The organism is Nitrospira calida (assembly GCF_976986435.1).
Genome location: NZ_OZ335950.1, coordinates 867,618 through 882,715, shown reverse-complemented (window position 1 = coordinate 882,715; position 15,098 = coordinate 867,618). Strand labels below are relative to the sequence as shown.

12 protein-coding genes and 1 pseudogene are annotated in these 15,098 nt (G+C 59.0%); 5 read left to right on the top strand and 8 right to left on the bottom strand.

Annotated features, from left to right (window positions below; translation table 11 throughout):
• Nucleotides 1-116 precede the first annotated feature (116 nt).
• Complete coding sequence (locus ACWHTU_RS04435) at nt 117-356, top strand: hypothetical protein (protein ID WP_447861980.1); 240 nt, start codon at nt 117-119, stop codon at nt 354-356.
• Nucleotides 357-360: 4 nt separating this feature from the next.
• Nucleotides 361-876 carry a hypothetical protein gene (locus ACWHTU_RS04430; protein ID WP_447861978.1) on the top strand — a complete coding sequence of 172 codons (516 nt, stop codon included), beginning with the start codon at nt 361-363 and terminating at the stop codon, nt 874-876.
• A gap of 247 nt (nt 877-1,123) precedes the next feature.
• On the opposite strand, the gene ACWHTU_RS04425 is transcribed toward ACWHTU_RS04430, so the two are convergent.
• The 6 genes and pseudogenes from ACWHTU_RS04425 to ACWHTU_RS04400 form a co-directional block, all read right to left on the bottom strand.
• Nucleotides 1,124-1,300, bottom strand: a complete 177-nt coding sequence (locus ACWHTU_RS04425) for a BrnT family toxin (RefSeq protein WP_447863306.1) — start codon at nt 1,298-1,300, stop codon at nt 1,124-1,126.
• Between the two features lie 169 nt (nt 1,301-1,469).
• Nucleotides 1,470-6,632, bottom strand: a complete 5,163-nt coding sequence (locus ACWHTU_RS04420; protein ID WP_447861977.1) for an AAA domain-containing protein — start codon at nt 6,630-6,632, stop codon at nt 1,470-1,472.
• Nucleotides 6,633-6,840: 208 nt separating this feature from the next.
• Nucleotides 6,841-7,796: pseudogene (locus tag ACWHTU_RS04415) on the bottom strand (integron integrase).
• A gap of 1,063 nt (nt 7,797-8,859) precedes the next feature.
• Nucleotides 8,860-9,252, bottom strand: a complete 393-nt coding sequence (locus ACWHTU_RS04410) for a nuclear transport factor 2 family protein (RefSeq protein WP_447861975.1) — start codon at nt 9,250-9,252, stop codon at nt 8,860-8,862.
• Between the two features lie 202 nt (nt 9,253-9,454).
• Complete coding sequence (locus ACWHTU_RS04405) at nt 9,455-9,733, bottom strand: hypothetical protein (protein WP_447861974.1); 279 nt, start codon at nt 9,731-9,733, stop codon at nt 9,455-9,457.
• Between the two features lie 211 nt (nt 9,734-9,944).
• On the bottom strand, nt 9,945-10,847 hold the full coding sequence (locus ACWHTU_RS04400) for a DMT family transporter (protein ID WP_447861972.1): 903 nt from the start codon (nt 10,845-10,847) through the stop codon (nt 9,945-9,947).
• Nucleotides 10,848-10,987: 140 nt separating this feature from the next.
• On the opposite strand from ACWHTU_RS04400, the gene ACWHTU_RS04395 reads away from it, so the two are divergent.
• Nucleotides 10,988-11,386, top strand: a complete 399-nt coding sequence (locus ACWHTU_RS04395; RefSeq protein WP_447861970.1) for a hypothetical protein — start codon at nt 10,988-10,990, stop codon at nt 11,384-11,386.
• 10 nt (nt 11,387-11,396) lie between these two features.
• On the opposite strand, the gene ACWHTU_RS04390 is transcribed toward ACWHTU_RS04395, so the two are convergent.
• On the bottom strand, nt 11,397-12,041 hold the full coding sequence (locus ACWHTU_RS04390) for an O-methyltransferase (protein ID WP_447861969.1): 645 nt from the start codon (nt 12,039-12,041) through the stop codon (nt 11,397-11,399).
• A gap of 198 nt (nt 12,042-12,239) precedes the next feature.
• On the opposite strand from ACWHTU_RS04390, the gene ACWHTU_RS04385 reads away from it, so the two are divergent.
• On the top strand, nt 12,240-13,772 hold the full coding sequence (locus ACWHTU_RS04385) for a carboxypeptidase M32 (protein WP_447861967.1): 1,533 nt from the start codon (nt 12,240-12,242) through the stop codon (nt 13,770-13,772).
• Nucleotides 13,773-13,842: 70 nt separating this feature from the next.
• Here the strand turns inward: ACWHTU_RS04385 and ACWHTU_RS04380 are convergent, their stop codons facing one another.
• Nucleotides 13,843-14,406: a hypothetical protein gene (locus ACWHTU_RS04380; protein ID WP_447861966.1), complete on the bottom strand. Its 564-nt coding sequence runs from the start codon at nt 14,404-14,406 to the stop codon at nt 13,843-13,845.
• A 224-nt stretch (nt 14,407-14,630) separates the two neighbouring features.
• Here ACWHTU_RS04380 and ACWHTU_RS04375 point away from each other — a divergent pair, with 224 nt between their 5' ends.
• Nucleotides 14,631-15,050 (top strand): Fur family transcriptional regulator, encoded by a 420-nt coding sequence (locus ACWHTU_RS04375; protein WP_447861964.1) that lies wholly within the window; start codon nt 14,631-14,633, stop codon nt 15,048-15,050.
• Nucleotides 15,051-15,098 lie beyond the last annotated feature (48 nt).

The following is a 15,098-nucleotide window of genomic DNA, read 5'->3' as shown; positions in this document are numbered from 1 at the left end:
GAACAAGCGCGGCTCCGTCAAGACGCGGCCGGCGCCGTTGCATTTCTGACACGCGGTTCGGCATACTGGGATTCCGCAGTGCTTCTCGTCGGCTTTGGAGAGATTTTGGAGAAATGATGAGCGATCAGGCGTGCTCGATTCAGAATTGCAAAGCCAAGGTCTATGCGCCGGCCGGGACGGGCGCGCTCTGCAAAGAGCATTTCCTGAACTTCGTGGCTTGGCGACGCAAGCGCGGGCTGCAGATGTTTCAGAAATATGCGGCCATGACGATGGAAGAACGAGACACGATCATGGCCGAATGGGCCAAGACAGTGAGAATCGACGAGGCGTCGGCGCCGCCCGGCGCGAAGCGATAGTCCGTTGCTGCCTGTCTCCGGGATGCTGCCGTTCATGCGCGCGTTGTTCCGTTTTGCCGCCCTTATTGTTGTCAGCGGCGGGGTCGGCTTGGCTGCGCTGCTTGCAGCGCCGTCTCTCGGTGAGGCCAGTTGCGCCGGTCTGAAAGGTGACGAGTTGCAACGCTGCCTTGCGGGAGAGCTTAAGGATTCAGGGCCAGCCAAGATCCTTTTCCACGACCAGGCGGGCAAAACCATCGCGCTCGATCAAGCCCTCGTCACCCGCTCTATGGACGAAGTCTGCCGGACCATTGGGCGCGACGGCCTGTTCACGGCCTATAAAAACGACGGACCCCGCCGGTCGGCACGTATCTGGAAGGAAGTCTCCTGCAAGAGCGGTCGCGTGGACGGCCTTTGGAAAGAGCATTTCCCGTCCGACAACACCCTGACCATCCTCTTCTACGACGCAACCGGCAAAGCCGTCAAACAGGCCCTCTACTACAACGGCCTGCTCCTCCGCGAGAGCCCCATCGGCGGAAAGTAGGGCGACGACCATTCGTTCTTTCGCTGGTTCCGAGCAACCGATCGATCGAACACTCGAGCCGCCCGGCTCTTGTCCCATACCGAGAGTCCGGCATGAGGTGTTCAACGCCAAGGACGCCTTCCAGTGGTGAGCCATCAAGATTCCACCGAAGTGATCGATATGATCAAAAGAACATAAAAGACTCCCGACCCCTTTTCATTCTCCGAAGGTATATTCGTGGCGCAGATCGTCGCCGGAGACTTCGCCCTTACGTTTCATGTCGCTTCCTCTCATGTCGCGTCGCAGGTCGCGCGCTGATGATGCGTACAGCCTTGCCGCGCTCAGTATGTGAAACAGCTAATAGCCTTCCGTGGGCGGAATAGCCGACCGTGATGAACCTCCGCTCGCCGACGGAGTGATCAGGATCATCGAAGGTGGCGGACAAGGGATCATACCGCTTCGTCAAAGGACACCCTGTGTTTCTGAAGATTCCGTTTGGCCTTTTCGCGATCCCACTCAAATTGCATTCAGCGGTTCCAGATCTCCGGCAAATACTCGGCGTCTAACGTTCGGCATCAGCGGCGGCGCAGTTTGCCGTCCGCTGCATGCCGTTGTTAGACAGCCTGCCCATCATACGCCGTTCGGCCGGACTTGGACTCACGGCGCTGCCGGCGGTATACATCTAGAATCATCGTGACGTGCTTTCTGCGAAGTTCTGTCAAACGAGTGAACCCATAATGCTTAAGCAAAGCTCGAGCCAGAGCCTCGTCATCATGCACGGTACTTGAGGTTTGAATACGGTCGAGCACCAAGAGCAATTCTGATGGTGGAATCTCCAAGAGATCGCGCTGACCAGCGGGCCTTTCCCTGACTCTCGGGGCAGCGGCAAGCCGTAGAACTTGTGACTCAAGCGAGCGGTCACCGAGTTCGTCTTCCACGACAATCTCCCCCGCCCTCTGCATGCTGTGCAAGGCTCTATTCAGTAGACTCCTCACGGCTTTGCCAGCACGGTGCAAAGTTGGACAACCCGCCACGTAGAGCTTGATAAGAAAGCGCTTGGTCAGCGGGCCCTCCCTTTCTATTATCCGGCGCAGAGCTGCCCGAACGTTGGTGGGAGAAGCATCACGCGGATCAGGGAAGCCCGATTCCTCCGAATACACCGCTAAGGGTGCGGGCCCTCGATACTCTCCAGTCCTCTTAGCAGCTTCCTCCCCCTCGCCAGGTTCGCCCTCTTCCTCGTGCTCCTCTGACAACGCTTCGCCTACCGGAGCGCTCCCTGTTGGTTCCTCGTCCATCTCACGTTCTTCCTCTCCGATCGGTCGAATACCGAGTTCCTCGCATGCCTCGACAATCCGGCGTACAACATCCTCGCGGTCCCCGTAGAATTCCGACTCGCGAATGCGCACGAACGTCCATCCGGCTCGCTCAAGCTGCCGCTGCCGGGCCATGTCCTGTGCAAACATCTCCGGCCCATGCCAGGTTTCGCCATCACACTCCACGGCCAACCGGCTGACCAGTCCTTCGACCACAAGATCAAGGCGATAGCCTGCAACCTCAACCTGCGGACGGAGCCGGTATCTTCTCCTCAGGAGCTCTAGGGCAACGTCAACCTCGAACCAGCTTTCGTAGGGGTCAGGCTGTTCGCCCGGCTGTCGTGAAGGGCGTCTTACTTCCCGCTCCAGGCGGTCTGACTCTTCGTAAAGCTCTTCAAGCGCCCCCTGGCCCGGACTGTAGAAGAAGTTTAGAAGACGCCATCGCAAATCTTCGTGACTGAGGTCGTGAGGCTGAACGCTGTGAAAAAGCCATACCTGATCTCGAGCGCGGCTCATCGCCACATTGAAGCGCCGCTGGTCGGGGAGCCCCGTCAATGCCCTGAAATGGTGGTTGGGCGCCACGACAAGCGACAAGAAGATCACGTCCCTCTGGTCGCCCTGAAAAGTAGCAGGTACTCCGCATCGGAGTTTCCTTTCTTCACGAACCTTCGGCTCGAGCACCTCGGCCAGTTTCCTTTCGATGAGCTCTGCTTGAGCGTGTCCCTGGAGGGCGATGACTCCCATTGTCTTACCATAAGCTTCGTTATCGAGACACTCCTGGATTGTCGTAACGATTGCTTCTGCCTCAGCGCGGTTAATGATTCGCTGGCCATCTCCTTCGCAGGCGCCTTTCTCCACAAACATTGCTTTCAGTGGTGGAAGTCTCTTGGGAGGAGGCTGGCGCAACGGAATCAAGGGGGCGTCTGTGTAAAACAGATCGTTGCTGAAACGAATGATCTCGGGCACGCAGCGGAAATGCTCGCGAAGCGAGATCAGGTTTCCGAAAGCTCGTTCGGCATGGTCATAGAGGCTTGTGTCAGGCCGAAATTCGTCGCGGAACCGAAACTCTCGAAGATGGTCACGGGCCAGCCGCGCGATGTCCTCTTCGAGGATGCCCACTGCCTCAGGGCTGTTCTGCTTATCGTCGCCAACGACGATAATGCGCTTTGCGAGCAGAAGGAGGGCCAGCGCGTCGATTCCCGCCTGCGATGCCTCATCAACGATCACAGTATCGAAGACCCCCGGCGTTGGGTCCGTCGTCTCCCAGAGCTTATGGAGGGGCATGATCCAGGCCGGTATCCTCGGGATGCATGCCATCAAATACTGGCGCGCTGTTCTCCGGTGCCGGTAGGCGTACTTTCCCGTCCCTTTTCCGATACGGACAACTGCCTTTGTCCAGGCCGTGAGATTTTGCTCCGTTTGATCGTCTACCCGCACGAAAAACGCCTGCCAAGCTTTGAGGGCCGCTAGTTCTTCGAGCTTCTTCTCGATTCTGTCTTGCAACCGCTGCCTTTCCTCAGCGAGCTGCTCGTAGCGTTCCGGGTCGGTTACCTTACGAAGCCATGCCCTCGCAGCGGCCCAAGCCCATGCCTCTCCAAGCTGAAGCAGTTGACCTTTCCATTCAGGACGCCCCTCGCTCGATCGTAGAAGCTCTCCCAGACCCGGATGCGCCTTATCAAGTTGGCTGATCAGTTCCTCATACCGGCGGAAGCGATCCTTCTCTACCTTTAGACGCTCTCGCGTCTCCCACGCCGTCTTCCACTTCTCACCGTCCCGGTCTTCAACGGCTTCGGCCATCCGTTGCAGGCAGGAGTGAGCGTTTCCTGAAAGGATGATTTGACGCAACGTAGCCCGCCAGCCTTCGAGCGGCTCCCGGACCCGATCTACGTGGCGACGGGCCATTTCGGCCCTGATCAGAGCGAGCCACTTCTCGCGCTCATTGGACTGGGCGAGGTCAACCCTCCTGCCAACGGGCACCGGAGCTAGAGCGTTCGGTGGTTGCTTTCGAAACAATTCGAGCAAGCCGTGTAGCTCTTGCACCAAGCCCTCGATGTGGGCGACATCATGCCTAGGATCGGGACGATCGAGATGAATGGTGGCGGGCCAGAGCCGTTGAAACTCCTCTACGCCCGCTTTCAATTCGAGGAAAGCAAGGAGTCTCTCAAGCTGTTGCGGCTGCCGCGGTGCTTGTCCATCAATCCGGCACGATTCCTCGACATAGCGTGTCTCACGCACGACGCGGGGAGCGAGGAAGCCCAAGCCTCGCCACCCCCCCTTGCTGAAGTGCTCGAGGCGCCTTCGCGCATCGCTCAGTAGCTGTTGATCCGAAGCTTGTGACGGAATCTCTACTTGCCCGTTCCCCCCTCTCTCGCGTGCATCCCGCAGTTTATCAAGTGTCCGAGCGCCATCCTGGGCGAGTTGGCTCCATCGCACCTGTTGCCCAACAAGCAGGTCCCCGAGGATGCCCTCGGTCAGCTCACCGAGCACCCGGCTGGCTCGCACCGCATGCTCTTCGAGGTTCTTGAGGAAAGCTTCGGACGCACTGAGCACCTCGTCGCTTATAGGTCGAAGGGGCTCAAGCTCGTCGGGTTGGATCCCCCTCCGCGTCGCTTCAGCAGACTGCTCCGCATCCTTTAGCTCAACCGAAACATTTTCGAATTCCTTGGGACTAGGAAGGGAGTCAGCGTTGATGTCCAGACGCAGCTCTTTCAACCGCTCCTCGGTCAGATGGCTATGGACATCAGCGAGGAACTCTATGTCGGTAGGCTCCAGTGGGCAGCGGCTATGGTCGTCGGGAAGTTCGGGGAACCAATCGTATTCGCTCCGCCTGGCCTCACGTGCCCGCGCGATCTGCGCGGCTGTGCCCTGATAACCCCCATACAGTGTGTGCGGGTGAGTCTCGGCCTCGCGAGTTTCGCGCAAGTCGCGTTCCACCTGGGCAACTCTGTCTTCCAGTTGACGCAATTCGCGTTCAAGTTCAGCGATCTTTTCCAGTGCCCACCTTTCTCCTCTCCATTCACTTTTTCGAGAGAGAATCCCACGAACGCTGTGTTCAAGAAGGCGCTGGTCGTCACGCGTTGATCCAAACGTAGTGACGCACAAGTTACGAATGTCACCAGGAAGCAACTCCCTCAAGACGGCCAAGGCCTTTGGCGCATGAGCCGTTACTAAGACCCGTTCACCTGAAGCCAAGAGGTGGCAAATGAGGTTGGCGATCGTGTGGCTCTTTCCTGTTCCCGGCGGCCCTTTGACGAGCACATAGGGTCGCACCCGCAAGCGCTCGGCGATCCTTCGTTGCTCCTCGTTCGTTGGGAGGGGGAAGTAGAGGCGGTCCTCGCCCAATCCCAAGTTGTTCTCAGGGTCTTCTACGCTCTCGCCCGCTGAAAGTTCGGTCGGCTCGCCTTCGCGGAGGAAGCGCTCCCAGGGCTCAGTTGTTGTTGAGAGCGACTCATCGTCGGTGGCCTTGAGAAAGCGAGTGATCAGTTCCTCATAGGCCGTCGGGCGTCGCTCGCGCAGGACGAGCGCTGGGGCATAGACTACTCGGAACGTTTCATCCGCCGGCTCGAGCGGCTCCAGTCTGCTCTCGTCCACCTGAGCATCCGGGCTCGCGCGGTTGGCGATTACGCGCAGGATCTCACCAACCGTTGCTCTGTCCCATGCTCGGATGTCAAGTTCCTCCAAACGATCATCGAGACCCGCTCCCTCTAAGCGGGGCTGGTTCTGGAGTTCCAGCATGTCTAGTTCGATGCGAAACTTCTCAAAGGAGGCAGCAGGGCCTACCGTAAGGACACCGCGAGCCGCGTCAAGAGCAATCTCGGCGGGGGCGGTGAGAAGGTGGCGCTTGACAGTCGTCCCGGTGGGATCTCGCCACATGAGAAACCCCACCCCGAGGACCAGTTCGTAGCGCTCCTCAGCCTCCTCGAGACGACGACACATGAAGTCCACATCCTCATAGACCCGCTGAGCCTCCCGCCAGCTACGCATTTCTTGCGCCCAGGGCTCCCACTGATTCACCAGGTACTCAAGCCAGGCATCTTGCACTTCGGGATAATCCTCCAGACGCCGTACTTCTGGAACCTTTTCAGCCAGCGTCTGGCCCTGTTCAGGTGGTGCATCGGGATCTGCCATCCTGGTTTCGACGAGGACTGTGATCTCTGGCAAGAGCTCAGGCTCTTGGCCCGCTTGGTCAAGATCCTGTGGGCGGACCCAGTCTTTGAGGATTTCCGGGACGGCTGGCCGGGGCGGCATGCGCTTCTTGCGTACCTCAAGCCAGAGATCGGGGAAGTCGCCGGGATTGTCAGCCAAGAAAGCAGAACGAATTTCGGGACGATCCCTCGGGACCACACCAAACCAGAAAACCTTGTCGCCCGCCCCGTAGGCCGGGATGCGCTTTCGCCGGAGAGTGGCGGTGTCCTTCAGGAATCGGAGGAGAGCTCCAGACTTCTCTGCTACTGACGATCCCACGGTAGTCTCTCCCACAGCATACGCCGAGGCTGTCTAATATTGAGTAGATTGGTCAGCCTATCCCCGCCAACCGGTTTCTTGGTTACGGCCAATCTAATAAGCTTTTTCCGTACTTAGCAAGAAATTTTTCGGCCCTCCGGAGCCTGGCAAACACTGCAAGCCTGGTCAGCCTATCCCGGCGTGCCTTCACGGCTCTCCGCCCCGCCTGTCAGGGTGTGGCAGGTCCATATCCGAGGCGGTCAGCCGGGCTATGGATTCCCCGACCGCCCCGGTTTAAGACATGCGTGTAGATCATCGTGGTGCTCACGTCCCTGTGGCCCAGCAGCTCTTGGACCGTCCGAATATCATACCCGTCCTCCAGCAGGTGGGTCGCAAAGGAGTGGCGCAACGTATGGCAGCTTGCCGGCTTGGCGATCCCGGCTTTCAGTCGGGCTGCCTTGAAGGCGCGCTGCAGGACGGACTCGTGCAGGTGGTGCCTGCGCCGCTCACCGGTAATGCGGTCGGTGTAATGGCTGGTGGCGGGAAAGACCCGTGGCCATGCCCACTCCTTCCCGGCAGTGGGGTACTTCCGCTCCAGGGCATTGGGTAAGGCGACGCAGCCCGCACCGTTCCTAAGATCGTCCTGATGTTGGCGCTTGACCACCTGCAGATGACGAAGGAGTGCCTCCTTGACCGCCGCAGGCAGCGTAGTGTAACGGTCCGTATCCCCCTTGCCGGCCCGCACCACGATCTGATTCTGAGAGAAGTCAATGTCTTTGACTCGTAGACGGCATCACTCCAGCAAACGCAGTCCCGCGCCATACAGGAGCATCGCCATCAACCAGGGGAGTGCCGCTTAAGCCACTGAGCACGCGTTTGACTTCCTCCTGTGTCAGCACCACGGGCAACCGTCTTGGCTTTTTGGCGCGGACCACGCCGTTCACGTACCCGATGTCCTTGCCCAGGACCTCACGGTACAAAAACAAGAGGGCATTCAACGCTTGATTCTGCGTCGCAGCACTGACGTGCGCGTCACTGGCCAGGCACGACAGGAAGTGACCGATCTCCGTTTCGCCCATCTCTGCTGGCTGACGGTCCTGATGGGAAATGATGAATCGCCTGTCCACCCAACAACGCATCCTCGGTTCGATGACTAAAATGCCTGGCGCGGATGGCCTGGCGGATCTGATCGAGGAGTTTGACGTCGGTCGCGTTCGATTGATCGCCCGTTCGTTTCCAGGATGACTCACGATCATCGGCAGTGATCAGCGGATGCAGCGACGGATCGACCTCAAGCGGCTCTCCCGCAAAGAGAGTCCGCAGATAGGCGAGCGCCGAATCGGTGTGGGGAATCGTCCAATACTTCTCGCCCTGATGCCAGCGGCGACCGGCGACGGTCTTGATCTTAGCCACGCGCTCGGAGGAATAGGGAAGAAGCACTATGAGCCTTCCTGCGTGACCTGGCTTGATCTCAATTGGGTTCTCCGGCACCCTTCACCTCTTCTGTCTCGCTCGCATTGGAAGGACCCGAGTCTGGAAGCACTCGTCTCCCTCAGGGCTCTCTCTTGTGCGACTCCGCTTTCGCCGAGAAAGGCAAGCCGAATGCCAGCGGGGAGATGTGACCCCAATGGTCGGATGCTGCTCTCAATCTCGCGACGGATGGAGTATGCCCTCGATGATCGAAGACATACACGCAGCGTACCACCCCCTGACAGAATACGCCTGTATCAGAAGAGATGCAGGGGGGTGTATCCAAATTCGATGGTGAGCAGAAACCTATGTGGGGCATCCCTGGCAGGCTCACCACATTGCAGAGGCGTCCAAACTGTGTGTGTCTGGTCTCGGATAAAATATAAAAAAATAGATGCGCGGCGCGGTGGCACCTTCCCGCCCACCCTTACCCCCTCGAACCGCTACGGGTAGATCGAAAAACAAGGGCGGCTGTTGTACTTTCACTGCGCACGTCCACCGAAAACCTTTCCCTACGCTTTTGGGGGGTTTGCACATCCTCGAACTGCGCGTGTCCGGCGAACACACCATCCTACAGTGAAGATCCAAATCTGACTCGTGTGCGGGCTGCGCGAGCAATGGGGGCCTTCCAACCGCTCCGTTCTTACTTTCCCTCCCCTACCCGAAAAGAAATGGGCTGATGGTTCCCTAATTGCGGCCGTCGAACCAGCACATCGTTCACCTTGATCGTTTCGTACCAATTATCAGATGTGCGGGCTCCGGGAGCACAGGGGAGCCATCAGCCCATGACTGGCGACCCATGGTGATGAATCATCAGCCACTCATCCCCGATCCGTTCATAGAGGTTCGTGGCTAATACCCGGCTTTCGACCAGCTGGTCATCCTGGCGGCTGGTGATGTTCTCTGTGCAGATGACCCAGGCGATGTCGCCCGCCACCTGGATCTGAATCTCGGTCAGCTCGAATTTCATGGAGAACGTGTTGTTGAAAATCAACACCCACGAGTCTCGCACCGCCGGCCACCCCACCCGCTGCGACCAGCCCGGATGGATGCAGGTGACATATTCCAGGTGAGCCCACACGCGATCCATCCGCGCGATATCCAAGCTCTCGAAGGCGTCGTAAAAGGCCTGGTTGGCGCGCGTCACTTCTTCGATTCGTTCCTTGATCATGCTCGCTCCTTGGCGCTCAGAGTGGCGTATCATACCCCATGTCTGCGGAGCAGAGCGAGCGGCGATAAGGCACCAAGCGGACTTTTTTCAGACTGTTCGGTTAAGCGAGAGGTAATAAGGAAAGCAGGTGAAAGCGACTCAGGTGGCCGAGCGTCGCTCCCGCCCGCGATAAGCAGGCAAGAAAGCGACGCAGTTACTTCAGTTACTTTTTCTTCGAGACCTTGGCCGGCGGACTCTTCACCGCGGATTCCTTTTGGACCGGCATAGAGGCGGTCGCGCCATTCCGCAAGGCCTCGATCATGGCTTTCTTCGTGGCAAACGTCCTGCCCGCGAGCGGTCCCCGCTCACAGACGTAGGGCCCTCTCGGTCGTTCTTGACGGCAATCGTGCTTATCGGTCGATTTCCCGGCGAATGAGATTGCCGGCCCCATGATCAGCACCAGCAGGCTTGCACCCAGGATGACGGACAGTTTGCGTGCCATCGTGATCTCCGGTCTATAGCCAATAGCCAGTAGCTCTGCGTTGGTTGCGGCGAGCTATTCGCTGCTCGCTGTGGACATGTTCATGTTCATGCCGCAGAGTGGACAGGAAAGCCCAATACTGTCCAAGTATAGCAGGCGGCTCTGAGCGGGAGCCTCCGGCGACCAGTGGTCAGCCATCGGCTTGCTGACAAATGACGGAGAGCTGGAGCGGTTAAGCTTTGAGGCGAGAGGTTTGCCAGCCGACCAGCCAGACGCCGGCCAGAACCAAGAGAATTCCGACGATCTCCACTAACCCCACCGGGTCTTTCAAGATGAGCGCGGACAGTCCCACCGCCGCGACGGGCGTCAGGTTGCCCAGGACGGACGCGCGCGAGGGCCCAATTCCGTTCACGCCGTACAGCCACGCTTGCTGCGCGACGGCGGTTGCAAAGATCACCAGATAGCCCAACGCCAGCCAATCAGCACCGGTGACCGAGGCCACGCCAGCCTCCATCATTTTGCGATCGGTCCACAACAAAGGGACCTGGAGCACCGTGGCAACCAACAGCGTCGTCCAATTAACTGTCAGCGCGGACAGCCGTTCCATGATCGCACGGCTGCCGATGCTGTAGAGCGCCCAGCTCACCACGCCCAAGAACACGAGCGTGCCGCCGAGCACCGGCTGTTCGCCGACCGCCTGAAAACCCGCCACGGACACGAGCGTTACCCCCGCGAACGACAGCAGGCACCCCAACCACACGGCCCGCAGAGGCACATCCTGAATCAACATCGCCGACAGTAGCGACGTCACGACCGGAGACGATCCGATGATGACTCCCGCGACGGCCCCACTCACATACTTGAGCCCGATCAAGATCAACAGGTGATTCCCCAGCACGCCGAGCCCGAGGAACCCCAGGATTCGGAGATCCGCGGGCGTAAGGCGGGCGATCGCGCCCTCCTGCCACCACCAGGTCGCCATGAGAAGAGCGAGACCGCCCGTATCCCGCAGCACGGAGGCTTCCACGGGCGAGAAAGACCCGAGCGCCAACTTCTGCGCAACGATAGAGCCACCCCACAGGACAGCCGCCACCGTCACTGCGCCGTAGGCGGCCCACTCCGAAGGCTTCCGCATGGTGCACGGGCTATAACAATCGGCTCTGCCGCTCGTCAAGCGGTTTCTCCCACCGGCCGGTGCCTTGACACGGCGGCGTCGCTTCGTTATGGTGCGCAGTCCAACGACGGCATCTGACCCATTCACTTCATGGAGGAGCGATGGCACAGCGTGCAGAAGGAAGCCGGTTGGTGTCACTGTTTGTCGCTGGGTGTGTGCTCTTGGCGGGCTGCACGAAAACCTTGGTCAAAGACGATATCCGCACAGCTCAAACCTCCGGCGATCACTGCTCAGGCAGCGAATGGGTGGACGACTCCGCGATCGCCGCGTTGCCGATTCCGTTCGTGGCCTTCTTCGTCCCTCACATCGATCTGCACGACATCAAAGCCGACGACTATTTGAAGCGCTGCGGCGGCGATCCCACTCGGCTGGTTAATCGGACGGTCGAGGTCCATCGCACCGCCTGCATCCCCGCCGCGCTGGTCTACATCATCACGCTCGGCATCTGGCAATGGTGCCCGGCGCATGTGTCGTGGGAAGCGGACATCAAAGCCGCGTGACGCTAACGGGTCATGTCCTTTTCTTTATCACCATCACGCCGTCTCGGATTGTGACCAGCACTGCCGTCACGCGCGGATCAGTGGCCACTAGGCGGTTCAGGTCCTGAATGGCGGCTGTCGAAGCATCCAGCGGCGGATGCACCAGCACGTTGCCGGACCAGAGGACGTTGTCGATCAGGATCACGCCCCGCGGTGATACGAGTTCCAGCGCCCGCCGATAATAGTGCACATAGTTCACCTTGTCCGCATCGATGAAGATCACGTCGAAGGGTCCGGCGAGCGCGCGCAAGGTTTCCAGCGCGGGACCCATTCGGACGTCGATTTTGCGGCCATGCGGGCTCTTGGCAAAATACTTGCTGGCCAAGGCCGCGGACTCCGGATCGATCTCGCAGGTGATCACACGGCCGTCCTCCGGCAGGGCTTCCGCGAAGCACAGGGCGCTGTAGCCTGTGAACGTCCCGATTTCCAATACCCGTTTCGCGTCCACCAGCAACGCCATCATTTTCAGAAAGGCGCCCTCCAACGGTCCAACGATCATGTGCGGGATCTCCATGGTCCGGTAGGTCTCCTCACGCAACGCCCGGCAGACTTCCGACTCGGCGGCGGAGTGGGCTTCGGCGTAGGCTTCGATTTCCGGTAAAATTAGATTTCTCATTATCCTCTTCACCTCACGATTTGAAAAAACGCTTCGGCGTTTCGTACACTGACCGGGCGATCATACCCGAAACTTTCAGCCGACTTCGGGCAATAGGCGATGGGCTATAGGCCAGTAAAATCGGTCCTCAGCGCACGGGCCTGAAGCGGCCTCTTGCCGAGAGCTCATGGTCTCTCACCTGTATTTAGGAGTTCACCCGTGAAGACCCTCGCGACCCTGGAACCGCTGACGGCCCGGTTGCTTGAGATTCAACGGATCACCAGCGCAGCGTCTGTACTGTCCTGGGACCAGGAAACGTACATGCCGCCCAAAGGCGGAGAGGCCCGCGCAGAGCAAATCGCCACGCTGCAAGGCCTCGCCCACGAACGGCTTGTCTCGCCGGATCTCGAACGGGAGCTGACCCAATGGATTGATCCGGCGACCGGCCTGATCATCGAGACGCCCGGCGACGCCTGGGACGAGCCGTCACGTTCCCTGCTCCGGGAAGTGTGGCGGGATTTCAGCCGGGCGAAGAAACTGCCGTCGGCGTTCGTGAAGCGCCTGAGCCGCGAATGCTCGCTGGCCCAACAGATTTGGGCCGAAGCGCGGCGCAAGAGCGACTTCGGAATGTTTTTGCCCTGTCTTCGCACGGTCGTGGCTCTCAAGCGGGAGGAAGCCGGCTATCTCGGCTACACGGCATCACCCTACGATGCGCTGCTGGATTTCTACGAACCGGGCTCGACGGCGGCCGCGCTGAAGCCGCTGTTCGACCAATTGAAGGCCCGCTTGGTTCCGTTGCTCACCCGCGTCATGGCCAGCTCCGTCAAGATCGACGATTCCGTCCTCTTCAAATCCTATGACACAGCCCGCCAACTGGAATTCGGCCGCCTGGTGCTGACGGCGATGGGGTATGACTTCGCGCGGGGTCGCCTGGACCTCTCAGCCCATCCTTTTACGACATCCTTCCATCCAACCGACGTCCGCGTCACCACACGCGTGTATGAGAAGGAATTGCCGGTCTGCCTGTTCAGTTGCATCCACGAGGGAGGCCATGCGCTGTACGACCAAGGCCTGGACCCGCGCCATTACGGCACGCCGTTGGGCGAGCCGCTTTCGCTGGGCATACATGAAAGCCAATCGCGACTGTGGGAAAACTGCGTCGGCCGTTCACGCCCTTTCTGGCGGTTCTTTTACCCACTTCTGCAACAGACGTTTCCCGAACAACTCGGCGGCGTCGAACTGGAGCAATTTTATGCCGCCATCAACCGCGCCAAGCCATCGCTGATCCGTGTGGAGGCGGATGAGCTGACCTACAACCTCCACATCATGCTGCGGTTCGAGATCGAGCAGGACCTGATCGAAGGTCGCGTTCAAGTGGAAGATCTCCCAGTTCTCTGGAATCAGAAGATGCAGGACTATCTGGGCATTGCACCGGAGACGGACGCGGACGGTGTCTTACAGGATGTCCATTGGTCGCTCGGTTCCTTCGGCTATTTTCCCACGTACACCCTGGGCAATCTCTACGCTGTCCAGTTCTATGATCAGGCGCGCCTGGAAATCCCCGATCTCGATGCGCAGATCGAGGCCGGCCAGTTGATCGGGCTCCGGCGGTGGCTCGAGCAGAACATTCATCGCTGGGGGCGCATGTTCACCCCCGACCACTTGGTGCAGCGGGTCACCGGCAAGCGCCTTTCCCCCGAACCGTTCTTGGCGTATCTTGAAAGGAAGTACGGCGAACTGTACAAGCTATAAGCAAACAGCGCGTAGCGAACCGGATAGAAAATAAGCAAAAGTATCCTCTCTTTTTGCTATCGGCTATTCGCTAATATCCCATCGCTGTATTCAGTTTTGCGAGGACCGCCGGCGGCAGTGTAAACTCCGCGTCCGTTTCGATGCGGGACGGGACCAAGATCGTGGTGTGAAAGACGATGTCCCGAATAGCGACCTTGAAGTCAGGTTCCTGCGGCGTGCTCAGTTCAACAGCCTCGACGGACTTCGCAATCGCGCTGCTGTCCTGCGGACCGTAGGTCGGAACGACGGCCTCAACAATCTCGATGATTTTTTCATTGGTCTCCACGCCCTCCACGCCTTTCAAAAGCAGCGGGATCACTTCTTCCTTGACTTGGTCGGAGACCGTGAAATTTTCGATCCGCTCCTTGCGCCGCAGCGACATGAGATCGTTGTCCAAATCCTTGCTGAACACGCCGTAGGCATAGCGGAAAAATTCGAAGTGAAAGCCCTTGAGATGCTTCGCGAACATCTGGAGCTCGCACAGGAAGCACAAGGATTGCAATTTCACGTCATTCAGCAGGCCGAACGGCTCCGCAAGATGCAGCACGTAGAGCAGAAGCGCCCGGTCGATCGTCATCTGATGGGGATTGCGCATCGCGTTCTACCCGCGAACCATGCCTGCCGAAAAATTTTCGCACTATAATCTCGGGACAAGCCGCCAGTCAACGTACGGGCCTGGCGATCGGAGACCCGCGGCAGGCCCTGGAAGACAGGCCAGGCCGCCCCTTGACCCCGATTTTCATTTCGTCTTAAATGATTCTGCTCAAGGATCATCTCCGTCGGACTCCGATGGCGTCGCATAAAAATACGCAGAAGAACATGAAAGAAATGCAGGTGCTCAAGGAGCACCTGGCCAAACATCAGCTCAAACTGACTCGGCAGCGGGAGTTGATTCTTAATGAATTCCTCAAAAAGGAGCACATTACCGCCGAAGAGATGTACCATCTGCTAGCGAAGAAAGACCCTCACCTCGGCCTCGCGACCATCTACCGGACCCTCAACCTCTTCTGCGACGCCGGCCTGGCGCAGGCTCGTCATTTCGGATCGCAGACCCAGTACGACAACGTGTCGCACAAGGGGCATCACGACCACCTGATCTGCACAGGCTGCGGGAAGATCGTCGAGTTTGAAAACTGCGACATCGAGCGTCTGCAGGAGGAAGTCGCCGCCAGGAACGGCTTCGTCATTCAGACTCACAAGCTCGAATTGTATGGCCTCTGCTCGAGCTGCCGCCATTGACCCGCCCAATCGCCGGCATCGTTCGGGAAATGAATCATTTCACCGGGA

Excerpts from the sequence above, each read along its gene's own strand:
- ACWHTU_RS04435 (WP_447861980.1), top strand. The coding sequence starts at position 117 with ATGAGCGATCAGGCGTGCTCGATTCAGAATTGCAAAGCCAAGGTCTAT.
- ACWHTU_RS04410 (WP_447861975.1), bottom strand. The coding sequence starts at position 9,252 with ATGATCAAGGAACGAATCGAAGAAGTGACGCGCGCCAACCAGGCCTTT.
- ACWHTU_RS04405 (WP_447861974.1), bottom strand. The coding sequence starts at position 9,733 with ATGGCACGCAAACTGTCCGTCATCCTGGGTGCAAGCCTGCTGGTGCTG.
- ACWHTU_RS04400 (WP_447861972.1), bottom strand. The coding sequence starts at position 10,847 with ATGCGGAAGCCTTCGGAGTGGGCCGCCTACGGCGCAGTGACGGTGGCG.
- ACWHTU_RS04395 (WP_447861970.1), top strand. The coding sequence starts at position 10,988 with ATGGCACAGCGTGCAGAAGGAAGCCGGTTGGTGTCACTGTTTGTCGCT.
- ACWHTU_RS04390 (WP_447861969.1), bottom strand. The coding sequence starts at position 12,041 with ATGAGAAATCTAATTTTACCGGAAATCGAAGCCTACGCCGAAGCCCAC.
- ACWHTU_RS04380 (WP_447861966.1), bottom strand. The coding sequence starts at position 14,406 with ATGCGCAATCCCCATCAGATGACGATCGACCGGGCGCTTCTGCTCTAC.
- ACWHTU_RS04375 (WP_447861964.1), top strand. The coding sequence starts at position 14,631 with ATGAAAGAAATGCAGGTGCTCAAGGAGCACCTGGCCAAACATCAGCTC.